This window comes from Azohydromonas sp., from assembly GCF_035325925.1.
Taxonomy (GTDB): Bacteria; Pseudomonadota; Gammaproteobacteria; order Burkholderiales; family Burkholderiaceae_C; genus Calidifontimicrobium.
On sequence record NZ_DAOKZA010000006.1, the window covers coordinates 33,420 to 50,466 of the forward strand.

Annotated in this window: 17 protein-coding genes; 8 read left to right on the forward strand and 9 right to left on the reverse strand. The window is 73.5% G+C overall.

Features of this window, described 5'->3' with window-relative positions; all coding sequences use genetic code 11:
• Positions 1-26: 26 nt before the first annotated feature.
• From PKC53_RS03520 to asd, 3 genes are read right to left on the reverse strand one after another with little or no spacing between them, the layout of a single operon-like run.
• Entirely contained in the window at positions 27-881 is an 855-nt protein-coding gene (locus PKC53_RS03520; protein WP_324426372.1) for a UDP-2,3-diacylglucosamine diphosphatase, read from the reverse strand.
• Positions 882-903: 22 nt separating this feature from the next.
• Positions 904-2,076 carry a galactosyldiacylglycerol synthase gene (locus PKC53_RS03525; RefSeq protein WP_324426374.1) on the reverse strand — a complete coding sequence of 391 codons (1,173 nt, stop codon included), beginning with the start codon at positions 2,074-2,076 and terminating at the stop codon, positions 904-906.
• 32 nt (positions 2,077-2,108) lie between these two features.
• Positions 2,109-2,999: an archaetidylserine decarboxylase gene (asd, locus tag PKC53_RS03530; RefSeq protein ID WP_324426376.1), complete on the reverse strand. Its 891-nt coding sequence runs from the start codon at positions 2,997-2,999 to the stop codon at positions 2,109-2,111.
• Positions 3,000-3,052: 53 nt separating this feature from the next.
• Between asd and PKC53_RS03535 the strand changes: the two genes are divergently transcribed.
• Positions 3,053-4,702 (forward strand): aminotransferase class III-fold pyridoxal phosphate-dependent enzyme, encoded by a 1,650-nt coding sequence (locus PKC53_RS03535; protein WP_324426377.1) that lies wholly within the window; start codon positions 3,053-3,055, stop codon positions 4,700-4,702.
• A gap of 4 nt (positions 4,703-4,706) precedes the next feature.
• Here the strand turns inward: PKC53_RS03535 and PKC53_RS03540 are convergent, their stop codons facing one another.
• Entirely contained in the window at positions 4,707-5,318 is a 612-nt protein-coding gene (locus tag PKC53_RS03540; protein ID WP_324426379.1) for a hypothetical protein, read from the reverse strand.
• 135 nt (positions 5,319-5,453) lie between these two features.
• Between PKC53_RS03540 and PKC53_RS03545 the strand changes: the two genes are divergently transcribed.
• The 5 genes from PKC53_RS03545 to PKC53_RS03565 all read left to right on the forward strand — a co-directional run bounded on the left by PKC53_RS03545 (position 5,454) and on the right by PKC53_RS03565 (position 10,767).
• Entirely contained in the window at positions 5,454-6,782 is a 1,329-nt protein-coding gene (locus tag PKC53_RS03545) for a glycosyltransferase family 1 protein (RefSeq protein WP_324426380.1), read from the forward strand.
• A 106-nt stretch (positions 6,783-6,888) separates the two neighbouring features.
• Positions 6,889-7,881: a magnesium transporter gene (locus PKC53_RS03550; protein WP_324426381.1), complete on the forward strand. Its 993-nt coding sequence runs from the start codon at positions 6,889-6,891 to the stop codon at positions 7,879-7,881.
• Between the two features lie 188 nt (positions 7,882-8,069).
• On the forward strand, positions 8,070-9,011 hold the full coding sequence (locus PKC53_RS03555; protein ID WP_324426383.1) for a fasciclin domain-containing protein: 942 nt from the start codon (positions 8,070-8,072) through the stop codon (positions 9,009-9,011).
• Between the two features lie 62 nt (positions 9,012-9,073).
• Positions 9,074-9,541, forward strand: a complete 468-nt coding sequence (locus tag PKC53_RS03560; protein WP_324426385.1) for a fasciclin domain-containing protein — start codon at positions 9,074-9,076, stop codon at positions 9,539-9,541.
• A 176-nt stretch (positions 9,542-9,717) separates the two neighbouring features.
• A complete protein-coding gene (locus tag PKC53_RS03565; RefSeq protein ID WP_324426387.1) occupies positions 9,718-10,767 on the forward strand; it encodes an LLM class flavin-dependent oxidoreductase in 1,050 nt (349 codons plus the stop codon).
• Here the strand turns inward: PKC53_RS03565 and PKC53_RS03570 are convergent.
• Together PKC53_RS03570 and PKC53_RS03575 are read right to left on the reverse strand one after the other, a co-directional pair.
• Positions 10,733-12,931, reverse strand: coding sequence for a TonB-dependent receptor (locus PKC53_RS03570; RefSeq protein ID WP_324426389.1), 2,199 nt, complete (start codon positions 12,929-12,931; stop codon positions 10,733-10,735). The two genes, PKC53_RS03565 and PKC53_RS03570, sit on opposite strands and share 35 nt — an antisense overlap.
• The gene (locus PKC53_RS03575; protein WP_324426391.1) at positions 12,931-13,413 is read right to left on the reverse strand and encodes a DUF456 domain-containing protein; all 483 of its coding nucleotides are present in this window, start codon (positions 13,411-13,413) and stop codon (positions 12,931-12,933) included. The genes PKC53_RS03570 and PKC53_RS03575 overlap by 1 nt, the downstream gene beginning before the upstream one ends.
• Positions 13,414-13,571: 158 nt before the next feature.
• Here PKC53_RS03575 and PKC53_RS03580 point away from each other — a divergent pair, with 158 nt between their 5' ends.
• Positions 13,572-14,444: a Tim44-like domain-containing protein gene (locus tag PKC53_RS03580; protein ID WP_324426393.1), complete on the forward strand. Its 873-nt coding sequence runs from the start codon at positions 13,572-13,574 to the stop codon at positions 14,442-14,444.
• Positions 14,445-14,466: 22 nt separating this feature from the next.
• Entirely contained in the window at positions 14,467-14,943 is a 477-nt protein-coding gene (locus tag PKC53_RS03585) for a tyrosine-protein phosphatase (RefSeq protein ID WP_324426395.1), read from the forward strand.
• A gap of 87 nt (positions 14,944-15,030) precedes the next feature.
• On the opposite strand, the gene PKC53_RS03590 is transcribed toward PKC53_RS03585, so the two are convergent.
• From PKC53_RS03590 to PKC53_RS03600, 3 genes are all read right to left on the reverse strand, one after another.
• The gene (locus PKC53_RS03590) at positions 15,031-15,243 is read right to left on the reverse strand and encodes a cold-shock protein (RefSeq protein ID WP_324426397.1); all 213 of its coding nucleotides are present in this window, start codon (positions 15,241-15,243) and stop codon (positions 15,031-15,033) included.
• A gap of 235 nt (positions 15,244-15,478) precedes the next feature.
• Positions 15,479-16,558 carry a ribosome small subunit-dependent GTPase A gene (gene rsgA, locus PKC53_RS03595; RefSeq protein ID WP_324426399.1) on the reverse strand — a complete coding sequence of 360 codons (1,080 nt, stop codon included), beginning with the start codon at positions 16,556-16,558 and terminating at the stop codon, positions 15,479-15,481.
• Positions 16,555-16,854, reverse strand: a complete 300-nt coding sequence (locus PKC53_RS03600) for a hypothetical protein (RefSeq protein WP_324426401.1) — start codon at positions 16,852-16,854, stop codon at positions 16,555-16,557. Before PKC53_RS03600 ends, rsgA begins: the two co-directional genes overlap by 4 nt.
• Positions 16,855-17,047: the final 193 nt, after the last annotated feature.

Sequence of the window (17,047 nt, forward strand, 5' to 3'; positions counted from 1 at the left end):
GCCCCGACCGCTGGCGTCTGCCGGTGTCAGGCTGGCACCGGCGCCGCCAGCGCCTCGGCGGCTTCGGCCGCCTCGGCGCGCACCTGTGCCTCGAAGCGCGTCCAGTCGACGATCTCGAGCCGGCCGTCGTCGTGCTCGACGAGCGCGGTCAGGCTCTCGACCCAGTCGCCGTCGTTGGCGTAGAGGATGCCGTCGATGTCGCGCAGCTCGGCGTGGTGGATGTGGCCGCAGACGACGCCGTGCGCGCCGCGCCGGCGAGCCTCGGCCGCCACCGCCGACTCGAAGTCGCTGACGTAGCTCACCGCGCGCTTGACCTTGAACTTGAGGTAGCGCGACAGGCTCCAGTACGGCAGCCCCATGCGAGCGCGCAGCGAGTTGACGTGCCGGTTGAGCTTGAGCACCGTCTCGTAGGCCCAGTCGCCGACGTGCGCGAGCCAGCGTGCGCACTGGATCACGCCGTCGAACAGGTCGCCGTGCGTGATCCACAGCCGCCGGCCGTCGGCCGTCTCGTGCATCCAGTCGTCGACGACCTCGATGCCGCCGAAGCTGTGCTCGACGTAGCGGCGCGCGAACTCGTCGTGGTTGCCGGGCACGAAGATCACGCGTGTGCCCTTGCGCGCCTTGCGCAGCAGCTTCTGCACGACGTCGTTGTGCGCCTGCGGCCAGTACCACTGCCGCCTGAGCTGCCAGCCGTCGACGATGTCGCCGACGAGAAACAGCGTCTCGCACTCGACGGCGCGCAGGAAGTCGAGCAACTGGCCCGTCTGGCACCCGGGCGTGCCCAGGTGCAGGTCGGAGATCCACACCGTGCGCACGCGCAGGTGCGGCGACGGGTCGTGCCGCTCGCACCGGAGCGCATCGAACAGGGCGTCACGTTGCATGAGCAACGATCGTGGCCGGCGATCACGACGCGTGCGTGAACGCTTCGAGACAGTTCCGTGATGTCGCGTCGGGCCGCGGCGGCGCCTCGAGCATGCGTGCGAGCAGCGCCGTGATCTCGTAGACGGCGCGGTTGTCGAGCTTCGCGACGCACCCGCGCAGCGCCGGCAGCCGCTCGCGCAGCGTGCCGATGGCCTCCGGCAGCTCGCGGAAGCTGCGCAGCACGAGGCCCACGCCCTGCTCGCGCACCCAGTCGGTGTTGTAGCGCTCCTGTGGCATCGTCGACCGGTTGCGCGTCGTCACCACCGGCAGCCCGCAATGCAAGGCTTCGCTGAGGCTGCCCGGGCCGGGTTTGCCGACGAAGAAGTCCGCCAGCCGCAGCCAGCCGGCCACCTCGGGCGTGAAGCCGACGACGACGTGCGGCGCGCGCGCCGGCAGTGCCCGCAGGCGCGCCGCGAGTCGGGCGTTGTGGCCGCACAACAGGATCAACGGCAGGTCGGCGAGGCGAGCGGCGATGTCGAGCATCTCGGCCGAGCCGTGGCCGCCGAACATCACGACGCCGGTCAGCGCATGCGGCTGCAGGCCGCGGCGCTCGCGCTCGCGCGCGCGGTCCACCGCCATCGGCGCGTGGAACTCGGGGCGCAGGATCATCCCCGAGACGCGGTGCACGCGCTGCGGCGCACAGCCCAGCGCCAGCGCCTGCGCGACCGCGCGGTCGGTGCCGCAGACCACCTGCTGCGCGACGCCCGGCTCGATCCAGAACGACGGCGGGTGGTCGGCGAGGTCGGTCAGCACCGTGACGAACGGCACCCCGGGCAGCGTCGAGGCGAGGCTCTCGCCGAGCGCGCGGTTGAAGTTCGGCACCAGCGAGACGACGAGGTCGGGCTCGCCAGCCGCCCAGTGGCGCTGCAGGCGCGGCACCAGCGTCGGGTGCAGCAGGCGCAGGCTCGCCTGCAGCACCTTCAGCTCCTGCGAGAGGCCGAGCGTCCAGCCGCGCGCCAGGCGCGCGTTGTAGTACGCCTCGGGCGCCAAGCCGGTGAAGCGGCGAAAGTACTGCTGCGGGTCGAGCACCTCGAACAGGTTGGTCAGCCGCACGCGCCACGGCCGCTGCTGCTGCGCGGCGACGGCGGCCAGCGCATGCGCCGCCGCGCGGTGACCGCCGCCGGCGTTGAAGTAGACGAGTTCGACGGTGTGCATCGGACCTCCTTGTCGATGGTTCGGGGGGGCGGTCAGGCCGCGGGCGGCAACCGCAGCAGCGGCTCGCCCATGCGCACGCGCCGTGCGGGCGCGACGCCCTCGGCGAGCGCGAAGCCGCGCGGGGCGAAGACGACGATCGTCGAGCCATGCTGGAACCAGCCCATCTCGTCGCCCTTCGCGTAGCGCGCGTCGCACGGCATCTCGTGCGGCCCGCGCCAGCGCAGGTGCAGCAGCACGTCGAGCGCGTGCAGGCGGATGCTCGCCACCAGCACCGCGGCCACCGGCACCAGCGTGACCACCGGCCCGGCGTCGAGCCGGTAGCGCAGCGCGGCGCGCTCATTGCGGCAGAACAGGCGCCCGACGCGCGCGAGCGCGACCGGGTTGACGTTCCACGTGTCGCCGCTGAAGTAGGTCACGTGCTCGAGCGTGCCTTGGTGCGGCGCGTGGAAGCGGTGGTACATCGTCGACGTCAGCCGCAGCGTCACGTAGATGCCGTCGCGGTACGGCTCGGCCGCGGGCGTGCTGCCGAGCAGGGCCTTGAGCGGGTACGCCATGCCCTTGGCCTGCAGCGCCTGCAGCCCGTCGAGCGCGCCGCAGGCGCCGACGATGGCGTCGCACGGGCTCGTCAGCAGCGCGGGGTCGGGATCGACGGGGCGCGCGCCGGGGCGCAGCTCGCGCACGAAGCACTCGTGCAGGCTTGCGTAGCGCTGCGGCTTGGCGTCGCTGAGGTCGAGGTCGGTGAACGCGCGCCACACCGCGATCGACGTGCGCGCGAGCCACGGCTGGCGGATCTGGCTGAACCAGCCGACGAGGCGCGTCAGCGCGATGCGCGGGACGCGGTTCGTGAGCAGGAAGTTCAGGTCCTCCTGCTGCAGCACGCGGTCGCGCCAGCGCCGCCAGCCCGCCGGGCGCGGGGCTTTCACGCCGGCGTCACCGGCGTCGGTTACAGATCGCGCTTCACTCACGAGCCACCTCGATGAACGAACCCCTGGTCCTCGGCACCACGATGCTCGGCCTGTTGGCCGCCCTGCTGCCGCGCGCGCGCCGGCGCCTGCAGCTGTCGCTCGCCAAGCACCGCTCGCTCGCCGGCCACGCGCGCCTGGCCAGGCGCGTCGCGCGCTGGCTGCCCGGCTACGCCTACGACGAGGCGCAGTTCTTCGCCAGCGACGGCGCACCGCCCGCGGTGCAGGCGCAGCGTCGCGCGGCGCTCGAGCGCCTGGCCGCCGTGTACCGCGAGCGCTACCCGCGCACGCTCGAGCTGACCGCCGAGACGGCCGAAGGCCTGGCCGACCTGCAGTTCACCGGCCGCTACCGCGTGCCGTTCCAGTACGCGCCGGTGCTGCGCCAGCACCTGCGCGCCGGCGCCTTCGTGCGGTCGGCCTCGGGCGTCACGATGACCGACCTCGACGGCAACGTGTTCTACGACCTCACGGGCTCGTACGGCGTCAACGTGCTCGGCGTCGACGTCTACAAGGCGTGCATCGCCGAGGGCAGCGCGCGCGTCGAGGCGCTCGGGCCGGTGCTCGGCAGCCTGCACCCGGTCGTGGCACGCAACGTCGCGCGGCTCAAGCGCATCTCGGGGCTCGACGAGGTGAGCTTTCACATGTCGGGCACCGAGGCGGTGACGCAGGCGGTGCGGCTGGCGCGCTACCACACGCGGCGCAGCCACGTGGTGCGCTTCTGCGGCGCCTACCACGGCTGGTGGGAGGACGTGCAGCCCGGGCCCGGCAACCCGGTCATGCCGCGCCAGACCTACACGCTCGCCGACCTGGACCCCCGCACGCTGCAGGTGCTGCGCACGCGGCGCGACATCGCCTGCGTGCTCGTCAACCCGCTGCAGGCGCTGCACCCGAACGCGCCGGCACCGGGCGACTCGAGCCTCGTCGACGGCTCGCGGCGCGCGCACTTCGACCGCGCCGCGTACACCGACTGGCTGCTCGCGCTGCGCCGGGTGTGCAGCGAACGCGGCATCGTGCTGATCTTCGACGAGGTGTTCGTCGGCTTTCGCCTCGCGCCGGGCGGCGCGCAGCAGTACTTCGGCGTCCAGGCCGACCTCGTCACCTACGGCAAGACGCTCGGCGGCGGGCTGCCGGTGGGCGTGGTGTGCGGCCGCCGCGACCTGATGAAGCGTTTCCGCGACGACCGCCCGGCCGACGTGTGCTTCGCGCGCGGCACGTTCAACGCGCACCCTTACGTGATGGGCGCGATGGACGCCTTCCTCGACCGCCTCGAGACGCCCGCGGTGCGAGCGATCTACGACGGCCTCGACGCGCGCTGGAACGCGCGCGCCGAGCGCCTGAACGCCATGCTGCGCGACGCCGGCGTGCCGGTGCAGGTCGCGAACCTGTCGACGATCTGGACCGTGCTCTACACGCAGCCGGGGCGCTACCACTGGATGCTGCAGTACTACCTGCGCAAGCACGGGCTGGCGCTGAGCTGGGTCGGCAGCGGGCGCCTCATCTTCAGCCTGAACTACGGCGCCGACGAGTTCGACGCGGTGGCCGAGCGCTTCGTCGCCGCGGCGCGCGAGATGCACGCCGACGGCTGGTGGTGGCGCGACGAGCGCGTGACGCACGGGTCGATCCGCCGCAGCGTGCTGCGCGAGGTGCTCAAGGCCAGGCGCTGACGGTTCAGCGCCGCTGCCGGGCGTGCGGCATCGGGTCGATCAGTTCGCCGCGCAGCAGCGCGAGCGGCGCGCGGTGGTACAGCCAGACGTCGTGGAACGGGTCGGTGAGGATCTTCGTCATCCACACGAGGCCGGTGCGCAGGCTGTGCTGTAACGTCAACTGGACGACGCGCAACAGCAGCCCGGCCGCGCCGAGTGCCAGCCAGCCGAGGCCGACGTCGTTGACGAACTCGCGCCAGGTCGCCGCCGGCTCGATCAGGCCGAGCAGGTCCGGGCGCAGCCACAGCACGGCGGGCACCAGCAGCCACACCGTCATCAGCACCACCTTGCGCCGGATGTTGTAGCCGACCTTGATCGCCTCCTTGTGCTCGTCAGTGGCCTGGTTGACGTGGTCGTAGCCGCGCGGCTCGAAGAAGAAGTGGCCGGCCTGGCGTGTCGTCATCGACACGCACCAGGCGACGATCGCCGCCAGCGCCGGGTCGACGAACAACAGGCCGTACGCGACGACGAAGCTGATCGCGCTGACGAGGTGCAGCGTCTGGTTGATGCGGCTGTGGTGGTAGTAGCGGTGGTCGTCCCAGCGCTGCGTGCGCAGCTCCTGCCTGAAGGTGGTCATCGGGTGCTCCGGGTCGGTTGTCGGGTGCGGCCGGCGGCACGCGGACACGATCGTGCCGGGTGTGCGTGAACACCGCGTGACGACGCGTCGCGCGGCCGTCATGCGCCTGACGCAGGTTGTCGCGACGATCGGGGCATGGACATGCGTGCGACCCTGCGCCTCGAACTGCCCGCCGTCGTCGCCCCCGCCGAGGCGCCGCGCCCGCGGCTGCGCGTGGCGGTCGTCACCGAAACGTATCCTCCCGAGGTCAACGGCGCCGCGGTGACGCTCGCGCGCGCCGTGCAGGGCCTGCGCGAGCGCGGGCACGCGGTGCAACTGGTGCGCCCGCGCCAGCGCACGGACGACGAGACCGTCGACGGCGACACGCTGCTCGCGCGCAGCCTGCCGATCCCCGGCTACCCCGGCCTGCGCATGGGCCTGCCGGCGCAGCAGGTGCTGCGCCGCGCGTGGTCACGGCAGCGGCCCGACGTCGTGCACATCGCCACCGAGGGCCCGCTGGGCTACGGTGCGCTGCGCACTGCACGCGCGCTCGCGCTGCCGGTGACCTCGGACTTCCGCACCAACTTCCACAGCTACAGCCGTCACTACGGCGTTGGCTGGCTGCAACGCCCGATCGCCGGCTACCTGCGGCACTTCCACAACGCGACGCACTGCACGATGGTGCCCACCGCGAAGCTGCGCGATCAACTGGAGGTGCAGGGCTTCGACCGGCTCGTCGTCGTCGGGCGCGGCGTCGACACCGCGCAGTTCGACCCGGCGCGCCGCAGCGACGAGAGGCGGCGGCAATGGGGTGCCGCCCCCGACGATCCGGTGGCGATCTACGTCGGCCGGCTGGCGCCGGAGAAGAACCTCGACGCGCTGCTGCGCGCCCACGAGGCCATGCTCGTCGCACAGCCGCGCGCGCGGCTGGTGCTCGTCGGCGACGGGCCGATGCGCGAGGCCTTGCGCGCGCGCTGTCCGCAGGCGTTGTTCGCCGGCGAGCAGCGCGACGCAGCGCTCGCCGAATGCTACGCGTCGGGCGACGTGTTCCTGTTCCCGAGCGTCACCGAGACGTTCGGCAACGTGACCCCGGAAGCGATGGCCAGCGGCCTCGCGGTGGTCGCCTTCGACCACGCGGCGGCGTCGCAGCTGATCACGAGCGGCCACAACGGCTACCTCGCGCCGATGGTCGACGTCGACGCCTTCGTCGCCCACGCGGTCGCGCTCGTGCGCCGCCTGCCCCACGCGCGGGCCCTCGGCCGCGCAGCGCGGCGCGACGCGCTGCGGCTCGGCTGGGAACGCGTCGTCGACGAGATCGAGTACCGCCTGCTCGCCGCGGCGCTGCGGTCGGGCGGCGTGGCGGCGCCCGGCACGGCGCGGCCGTCTTCACCGGCGGTCGATCTGCCCGCGCACACGCGCCCGGCCGAAGCCGCCGCGGCACGCACCGCCAGCTGGTTCGGTGCGCGCACGCCGTCGTCGCGCTGAGCCGGCGAACGACGATCGGCGGCGGCTCCACCGCTGCCCGCACCCGCGAGGGACCGGTGTCGCACCGGGACAATGCGCCGGATCCCCTGCCGACCGCCGACCCCACATGCCCCTCGCCGACCTGCTGACGCCCGCACCGACGCCCCCCGACGTCGCCGCTGCCCACATCGAACCGGCGTGGCTGGTCGCCGCTGCCGACGAGCCGGTTCACGCCGCGCGCCTGCGAGCGCGCGAGACGACGGCGAGCACCGGCGAGATCGTGTGCGTGGTCGACGTCGACGCCCGCCTCGTGGGCATCGTCGAGACGGCGCGGCTGTTCGCCAGCGCCGACGACCGCCGCATCGGCGACCTCGCACGCACCGACCTGCCCGCGGTGCGCGCCGACACCGACCGCGAGCACATGGTGTCGCTCGCGCTCGAGCACCGTCTGGCGGCGGTGCCGGTGGTCGACCACGACGGCCGGCTGCTCGGCGTCGCCGGCGCGACGACGCTGATGGACATCCTGCGCCGCGAGCACGTCGAGGACCTGCACCGCCTGGCCGGCATCTCGCGCGAGACCGAGCGCGCCGTCGAGGCGCTCGAGTCGCCGCCGCTGCGCCGCGCCCGCCACCGGCTGCCCTGGCTGCTGGTCGGCTTCATCGGCAGCGCGCTGGCCACGCTGGTCGTCGCGCGCTTCGAGTCGCTGCTGGCGGCGCTGCCCGCGGCGGCGTTCTTCGTGCCCGGGCTGGTCTACCTGGCCGACGCGATCGGCACGCAGAGCGAGGCCGTCGCGGTGCGCGGGCTGTCGCTGAGCCGCGTGGGTTTCGCACGACTGCTCGGCGGCGAGATGCGCACCGGGCTGCTGATCGGCCTGGTGCTCGCGCTGTGCGCCGCACCGCTGGCCTGGCTCGCGTTCGGCGACGCGCGGCTCGCCGCCGCGGTCGCCGTGGCGCTGGCCGGCGCGAGCGCGCTGGCGACCGCGCTGGGGCTGCTGTTGCCTTGGGGGCTGCAGCGCCTGGGCACCGACCCGGCGTTCGGCAGCGGCCCGCTGGCGACCATCGTCCAGGACCTGCTGACCCTGCTCATCTACTTCGCCTGCGTCGGCGCCGTCGTGCGCTGACTGTCGCCGGCATCGCCCCCGGTGCCGCCGGCGCCTACGGGGCGCCGTCGGGACGTGCCGTCACGCGGCATCGCCGTCAATTCCCTTCTAGACCATGTGGTCTCGAAAGACTCCACTGCGTCTTTTTGTGAACTGTCTGGTAACTTCTCGGCTCGTTCAGTTCTATCCCCCCACACGAGGAGCCCTCGATGCCACGCTGGCTGAAATCCCTGATCGCCGTGACCTCGGTCGCGCTGCTGGCCGCCTGCGGCGGTGGCGACGACGACCCGAAGCACATCACCGCGACGGTGCAGGACACGCCGCGGTTCAGCGTGCTGTCCGAAGCCATCACCGCCGCCGGGCTCGAAGCCACGCTGCGTGGCCCGGGCCCGTTCACCGTGTTCGCGCCGACGAACGACGCCTTCACCGCGCTGCTCGGCGAACTGGGCGTGACGAAGGACCAACTGCTGGCCGACAAGGCGCTGCTGACCCAGGTGCTGACCTACCACGTCGTCGCCGGCGAGGTGCCGAAGGCTGCCGTGCCGCTCGGCCAGCCGATCACCACCGTGCAGGGCGCGATCTTCAAGGTCGACACGGTCGGCGCCGAGCTGGTGATCACCGACGGACGCAACCGCAGCGCGAAGATCACCGCCACCGACGTCGACGCGGAGAACGGCGTGATCCACGTGGTCGACCGCGTGATTCTGCCGGCCAACCGCAACGTCGTCGAGACCGCCGTCGCGCTGGCCTCGGCCAGCCCGGCCGAGTTCACGATCCTCGTCGAGGCGGTGGTCGCCGCCGACCTCGCCGGCGTGCTGTCGGGCAGTGGCCCGTTCACCGTCTTCGCGCCCACCGACGCGGCCTTCGCGGCGCTGCTCGGCGAGCTCGGCGTGACCAAGGACCAGCTGCTGGCCGACAAGGACCTGCTCACCGCGGTGCTCGCGTACCACGTCGTGCCGGGCCGCGTGCTCAAGGCGCAGGTGCCGGTCGGCACCGCGATCGCCACCGTGCAGGGCGGCAGCTTCTCGGTCGACACGTCGCTGCAGATCACCGACGGGCGCGACCGCCGCGCCGCGATCGTCGCCACCGACGTGCTCGCGACCAACGGCGTGATCCACGTCATCGACAAGGTGATCCTTCCCTCGCCGTGATGGGTGCGCGGCAAGCGGATCCTTCACTCCCACCCCTGCGTCCACCTCCACAGGAGCCTTCCATGCACAAGTTCATCGCCCGTTTCGCCGTCGCCGGCGCCGTCTCCCTGGCCGCGCTGACGGCGCAGGCCAAGGACATCGTCGACACCGCCGTCGCGGCGGGCCAGTTCAAGACGCTGGCCACCGCGCTGCAGGCCGCCGGGCTCGTCGACACGCTCAAGGGCAAGGGCCCGTTCACCGTGTTCGCCCCCACCGACGAGGCGTTCGCGAAGATCCCGAAGGCGCAGCTCGACGCGCTGCTCGCCGACAAGGCCAGGCTCACCGCGGTGCTGACCTACCACGTCGTGCCGGGCAAGGTGATGGCCGCCGACGTCAGGGCCGGCGCGGTCACCACGGTGCAGGGCGCGCCGATCAACGTCTCGACCACGGGCGGCGTGAAGGTCAACGACGCCAACGTCGTCAAGACCGACATCGCGGCCGACAACGGCGTGATCCACGTCATCGACCGCGTGATCCTGCCGCCGATGTGATCGCTGCGCGGCGTGCACCAACGGGGCGGCTCGGGCCGCCCCTCTTCGCCTGCGGGGCGGCTCGGGCCGCCCCTCTTCGCCTGCGAGGCGGCTCGGGCCGCCCCTCTTCGCCTGCGGGGCGGCTCGGGCCGCCCCTTATCGTTCCGCGGCCGGCGCCGGCGTGGCACGATGCGGGCATGCAGCTCTCGATCCTCGACCAGTCGGTGGCCTGCGCGGGGCGCGGCGAAGACCACGCGTTGCGCGACACGCTGGACCTCGCCGTGCATGCCGAGGCGCTGGGCTACCGGCGCTTCTGGGTCAGCGAGCACCACAACCTGGCCACCATCGTCGGCAGCGCGCCCGAGATCGTGATGGCCGCGGTGGCCGCGCGCACGCGGCGCATCCGCGTCGGCAGCGCCGGGGTGATGCTGCCGCACTACAGCGCGCTCAAGGTCGCCGAGCAGTTCCGCGTGCTCGACGCGCTGGCGCCGGGGCGCATCGACCTCGGCGTCGGCCGCGCGCCCGGCGGCGACATGCGCACCGCGCTGGCGCTGAACCCGAACGCGCACGCCAGCGCCGACGCGTTCGCGCAGCAGGTCGTCGACCTGCGGCATTGGACCCGCGGCCTGCCGCACCAGGGCATCGTCGCGCACCCGCGCCCACCCGCCGACGCCGGCATCGAACGTGCGCCCGAACTGTGGGTGCTCGGCAGCTCCGACTACGGCGCGCAGCTGGCCGCGCACCTCGGGCTGCCGTACGCCTTCGCCTACTTCTTCATGGACGGCCAGGGCGTCGAGCAGGCGCTGCACCTGTACCGCACGCTGTACCGGCCCGGCGAACGCCACCCGCGGCCACAGGCGACGATCTGCGTGTGGGCGCTGGCGGCCGACAGCGACGACGAGGCGCACCACCACGCGCTCAGCCGCGACCGCTGGCGGCTCGACCGCGCGCGCGGCAGGCTGCTGCCGCTGCAGCCGCCCGACGACATCGCGCGGCGCGGCTTCGGCGCCGACGAGCTCGCCCAGCTCGCGCCGATGCGGCGCAAGGCCTTTGTCGGCCGCGCCGATCGTGTCGCCGACGCCCTGCGCGCGCTGGCCACCGAGCTGCAGCTCGACGAACTGGTGATCAACACCTGGGCCCACGACCCGGCGGTGCGCCGGCGCTCGTACGCGCTGCTGGCGCGCGAGTTCGCATTGCCGGCGACCGAACCCGCTACAGCCGCATCTCCAGCCGCAGCTGCCAGCTGACCGAGGCCGCCGACACCGTGGTCACGGTCTCGCGCAGCGTGCCGGCGTCGAGCGCGCGCAGCGATCGCGCGTCGAGCGGGGCGAGGTTGCTCGCGCTCAGCCGCCACTGCAGCGAGGGGTTCACGACCCACAGCGCGTAGGCGTCGAACACGCGCCGGCGCGAAGCCTCGACCACCTCGGTGTCGGCGAGCCGGGTGCGGTAGCCGGGGGTCAGGTTCAGGTTGCCGCCCAGCGTCAGCGGCAGGCCGTCGACGCGCCAGTCGGCGCCGAGGTTGGCCGTCAGGTCGGGCTGCTCGTCGAGCCGGTCGTCGGGGCCGGCGACGCCGTCGACGCGCGAACGGTAGGCGCCCAGGTTGGCGCGCAGGTCCACGCGCGACGCGTCGGGCAGCCAGTCGGCCAGGCGCAGCTTGGCCTCCAGCTCGATGCCGCTGGTCGTCGCGTCGCCGACGTTGACCGGGCGGCTGACCCAGCGCGGCAGCGCCGACCAGCTCACCGTCTCCAGCGCCGTGCGGTGGCGGATCAGGTCGGCGATGCACCGGTGGAACAGGTTGGCGCTGAGCACGCCGCCGCCTTCGAGATAGCGTTCGAGCGCGATGTCGATGCCGCTGGCCAGCTCGGGGCGCAGCGCCGGGTTGCCGGCGCGGTCGGGGCTGGTCGGCTCGTTGCCGCCGGGCAGCGGGTACAGCGTGCTGATCGACGGCCGCGCGATCAGCTGGCCCAGCGCCGGCGTGCGGTAGCTGCGCGTCAGGCTGATGCGCAGCTGGTCGCGGCCCTTCGGGTCGGGCTTGAACACGGCGTGCAGCAGCGGCGTGAACACGCGGCTGTCGTTGCGCGCCGCTTCGTCGGTGCCGCCGTCGCCGCGCGTGGCGATGGACTCCCAGCGCGCGCCGGCGTGCAGCGCCCAGCGCGGCGACCACTGCCACTCGTCCTGCAGGTACACCGCCCAGCGCGTCGAGCGCGCCGCGAGGTCGGTGCCGAACTCGGGCAGCAGCGGCACGCCGTCCTGCAGCGTCAGCCGCGACTCGTCGCGCCGCACCGCCTCCACCTCGGCGCCGCCGACCAGCTGGTGGTCGTTGTCGAGCAGCCGCGTGGCTTTGGACGACAGCGCCAGCGTGCGCTGGCGCGTTGTCGAGCGCTCGTCGAGGGTGCGCGACGGCGCGAGCGCCGCGTCGAACTCGTCGCGGTGCGAACTGCCGTCCGAACGCCAGTGCCAGCCGTTGGCATTCCACTCGACGCGTGTGCCTGCCACCAGATGCCGCCACTGCGTGTTCAGCCGCGTCAGCTCGAAGCGCCCGTTGCTGGCGCTGCGCGCCAGCGCGTAAGTCGGCGCCTCTTCGCCGGCCACACGCTCGACCGACGCCGTGCGCTTGCCGTCGCTGCGCGAGCGGATCACGAACGGCGACAGCGCCAGCGACTCGCCGTCGCCGAGCCGCCACTGCAGCCGCGCGCCCAGGCGCAGGCCCTGCCGCCGGCTGCGCCCGTCGGCGTGCTCGTGCCACTCGCGCAGGCGCTCGCCGTCGTCGAGCGACTCGGCGAGCGTGACGCTGCGGCTGCTCGAGTCGCGGTCGCTGGCGAACAGCGCGCCGAACACGTTGTAGGTCAGGGTCCCGGCGCTGTCGTTGTGGCTCCAGTTCAGGTTCGGCTGCGCGCGCCCGTCCTCCACGCCGAGCGCGACGCGCACCTCGTTGAGGCGGCGCCGCGCGCCCTCGCGCGTGACGATGTTGATCGTGCCGGCGATGGCGCGCGCACCGGTCTCGGCGGTCGGCGCGCGCAGGATCTCGATGCGCTCGACCTGCTCGGGGCTGAGCGCGTCGAGCGAGAAGCCGCGCGGCAGCCGCTGACCGTCGAGCAGGATCTGCGTGTAGCCGCTGCCGAGCCCACGCATGCGCGGTGCGGCGTCGCGCCCGGGCGCGGTGACGCCGGGCAGGCGCTTGAGCACGTCGCCGAGGCTGGTGTCTCCGTAGCGTTCGATCTCGTCGCGGCCGACGACGATCTTCGCCGCGGTCGACTGGCGCCGCTGCTCGACGTCGCCGGGCCGCGCGCCGCGGATCTCGACGCGCGGCGGCGCCCCCCGCTCGCCGGCCTCGGGCGGCAGCTCCGACGACGGCTGCGCCTGCGCCGCCGCGGCGCACGCGGCGCCGCCCAGCCACGCCGCCCAGCGCATCAGAACACCAGCGCCAGCACGAAGATGCCGATCATCATGAACGCGAGCACCACCTTGGCGACCAGCCCGACCATCACGCCGAGCCAGGTGGCCACGCCCACGCGCGCGGCCTGCTGGTGGTCGCGCCGCTCGAGGTACTCGCCCAGCGCGGCGCCGGCCAGCGGCATGAACAGCACGCCGACGACGCCCATGAACAGCCCGACCACGGTGCCCACCGCGGCGCCGAGCACCGCGAGGCGGCTGGCCCCGGCGCGCTGTGCGCCGAGCAGCCCGGCGACGTAGTCGAGCACCCACGCCAGCACCGCCAGCACGGTGAGCACCGCCAGCGTGCCCGCGCCGACGCGCTCGAAACCGTCGATCCACGCGCCGAGCACGACGCCGGCGAGCACGAGCGCCGTGCCAGGCAACGCCGGCAGCACGGTGCCGGCGACGCCGGCGAGCATCAGCACCACCGCCAGCGTCCACCAGATCGCGTCGCCCAACATGCCCTCCGCGCCGTCGCGTGTCCCGTCACGGCGCGCATGATGCCCAAAGACGCGCGCCCGGCGGCGTGCGGGGGAACTTCCGTCGCCCGCGCGGCGTCCCAGCGCAGCGGCGACAATGCCGCGGTGTGCGTGCATCCACAGTCGAGGACGAGACGATGAAGAACTGGTTGGTGGCGGTGGTCGTGGCGGCGCTGGGCGCCGCGTTCCTGCCCTTCGACGCCGAGGCGAGGCGCTTCGGCGGCGGCAAGTCGACCGGGTTCCAGCGAGACACCCCCACGCGTCCGGCCGAGGCGCCGGTGCAGCGCCAGGCCACGCCGGCCGCGGCGGCACCGAACGCCGGTGCGGCCGCCGCGTCGTCTCGTCCGTCGTGGCTGGCGCCGGTGGCCGGGCTGGCCGCCGGCCTCGGGCTGGCTGCGCTCGCCAGCCACCTGGGCTTCGGCGAGGAACTGGCGAGCTTCATGCTGATCGCGCTGCTGGTGGTCGCGGCGATCGTCGTCGTGCGGCTGCTCGCGCGCCGCGCCTCGGGCCCGGGCATGCAGCGCATGGCAACCGCAGGTGCGGGCGCCGGCACGGCGACGCCGGCCTGGCCTCCGGCGGGCGCCGCGGCGGGTCGCGCTGGCGCAGCGGCGTCGGCCGCGGCGCCGGCCCCAGCCCTGCCTGCCGACTTCGACCGCACCGGCTTCGAGCGCGTGGCCAAGGCGATCTTCATCCGCATGCAGGCGGCGCACGACGCGGCCGACCTCGACGATCTGCGCCAGTTCACCACGCCCGAGCTGTTCGCCGAGGTGCGTCTCGACCTGCAGGAGCGCGGCGCGGCGCCGAACCACACCGACGTGGTGCAGGTCGACGCCGAGGTGCTCGACGTGACGCAGGACGGCTCGCGGCAGATCGTCAGCGTGCGCTATCACGGCCTGATCCGCGAGGAGCAAGGTGCCGCGGCGCACGACTTCGACGAGGTCTGGCACCTGGTCAAGCCGCACGACGACAGCCGCGGCTGGGCCATTGCCGGCATCCAGCAGCGCCACTGAGGCGCGCGCCGGCGCAGCGACGATGATCCTGCGCCCGGTCGCGCTGCCCGACGGCGTGTCCGGGCGCCTGTGGTTCTCGGCGATGCCCGGGCGCTTCGAGAGCTGGGGCGCGTTCGTCGACGAGGCGCAGCGCGCGAGGTTGTCGCTGGTGCTGTGCCTGACGCCGCTCGACGAACTCGACTCGCTGTCGCCGGCGTACCGGCTGGCGATCGACCGCGACACGCTGCCGTTTCGCTGGCGCCACGCACCGATGCGCAACTTCGGGCTGCCGGCGTCGCTGCAGTCGTTCCGCGACGAGGTCGGCGGCGTGGCGCAGGCGCTGCGCGCCGGCGAGTCGGCGCTGCTGCACTGCGCCGCCGGCGTCGGGCGCACCGGCAGCGCCGGGGCCTGCGTGCTCAAGGTGCTGGGGCTCGACGCCGCGGCGGCGCTGCAGGCGGTGCGCGACGCCGGCAGCAACCCCGAAACCGCGGTGCAGAGCGGGTTGATCGACACCTTCTGACGCGGCGCCGGCAGGTGCGGAAGGCAAAAAAAACCGCGGCCGAGGCCGCGGTTCCCGTGCATTCGACGCCGTCGGCGCCGACCGTCCTCACACCGGGCGGATGTTCGCCGCCTGCAGGCCCTTCTGGCCCTGCTTGACCTCGAACTCGACGCGCTGGTTGTCCTGCAGGCTCTTGAAGCCGTCGGCGCGGATCTCGCTGAAGTGGGCGAACAGGTCCTTGCCGCCGCCGTCGGGCGTGATGAAGCCATAGCCCTTGCCGTCGTCGAACCACTTGACGATGCCGGTTTGCGTGGTGCTCATGAGTTGTTCCTCGAGTGAATTGAAGTAAATAGGGTGGAACACCCGCGAGCGCAAGCGCGCCCGCAGGGACAGAGACACTCAAGAAACGTCAGTCGGGGGATTCAAACCGGCCGGCCGGCGGGGCGAGCCCCGTGGCGGTAAAGCTGAAAAGACCTTGTGGAAACGGTCTTGTGCATGTCTGTACGGACATTGTAGTCCTTTTCGCTTGTCACGCACCGCGACCACGCCGACGCGATCACCGCCCCTTGGCCGCCAGGTGGGCGCGCGCCGCGCGGCTGCGCGCCTTCCACCGCTGTACCTGCGCGCGGCGCTCGAGCGCACTCAGGTGGTCGCGGCGCACCTCGCGCAGCAGCTTGCGGTACTGGGAGGTGCGTTCGGGTCCGAGCGCGCCGCGCACCGCGCAGCCGGGTTCGTCGCCGTGGCGGCAGTCGCGGAAGCGGCAGCGCGCGGCCAGCGACTCGACGTCGTCGAACGCGTCGCGCAGCGCCTGCTCGTCGCCGTCGAGGCGCAGCGTGCGCAGCCCCGGCGTGTCGATCAGGCACGCGCCCGAAGGCGTGCGATGCAGCGAGCGCGCGCTGGTGGTGTGGCGGCCGCGGCTGTCGTCGGCGCGCACCGGCCCGGTGGCCTGCGCAGCGGCGCCGCCGAGCCCGGCCAGCGCGTTGGTCAGCGTGCTCTTGCCGACGCCGCTCGATCCGAGCAGCACCCAGGTCTGGCCGGCGCCGAGCCAGCGCTGCAGCGCGGTGACCGATCCGGCGTCGAGCGCGTTGACCGCGACGACGTCCTCGCTCGGGCGCAGACGCCGGCGCACCTCGGCGACGCGTGCGTCGACGTCGGCGGCGAGGTCGGCCTTGGTCAGCACGACCAGCGCGCCGACGCCGGCCATGCGCACGAAGGCCAGGTAGCGGTCGAGCCGGCGCAGGTTGAAGTCTTGGTCGAGCCCGCAGGCGAGCATCGCGGCGTCGACGTTGGCGACGAGCGCCTGCCTCCCGTGGCCGTCGGCGCCGCGTCGCACCAGCCGGTTCAGCGGGGGCACCCGCTCGACGACCCAGGCGTCGCGCCGGGTGTCGTCCGCGACGAGCACCCAGTCGCCGACGGCGAGCGTGTCGTCGTCGGCTCGCAGGGCCAGCTGCAGGCCGGGCGCGACGCGCGCCGCGTGCATGGCCTGCCCGTCGTGTACGCGCACGCCGCCGCGCTGCACCTCGACGATGCGCGCCGCGCGCGCTGCCGGATGCACCTCGCGCAGCGGCTCGATCCGGCACGCCATTGCCGGGGTCAGGCCGATCGACTGCAGCGTGGGCGACAGGCACCCGCTCACCGCGTCGCCTCCCGCACCGCAGGGGCCAGTGCCGCGAGGCGTGCGGCGCCGGCGTCGCGCGCGCGCGCCTCGGCGACGACGGTGCGCAGGCAGTTGCGACGCGCGTCGCGCGAGGCGCGGGCGTCGCACGCGGCGACGGCGACGCGCACCTGCGGCGTGTCGCGCAGCCAGGGCTCGCGCGACGCGGCGTCGAAGGCCGCGCCGAGTGCCAGCATCAGCGCCGACGTGGTGACGAACGAAGCGGCCACCAGCGCGGCACGCGCTAGGTGGCGACGCAGGGACAGAAGAAGTGTCATGGCGGAAGGTTCCTCGAGGTCGGGTAAATCGGGCGGCACGGCCGCACGGTCGGGATCGGTGGATCGGGTCGGGTTCATCTCGGTGGCGATGGATCGGTGAACGGCACGCACCGGCGGCTGCGCGACGCGCAGGCACGGGTGCGGCCCGCGCGCAAGCGCGGGACACGTGGGGTGCGGGGCCTGTCGACCCGCG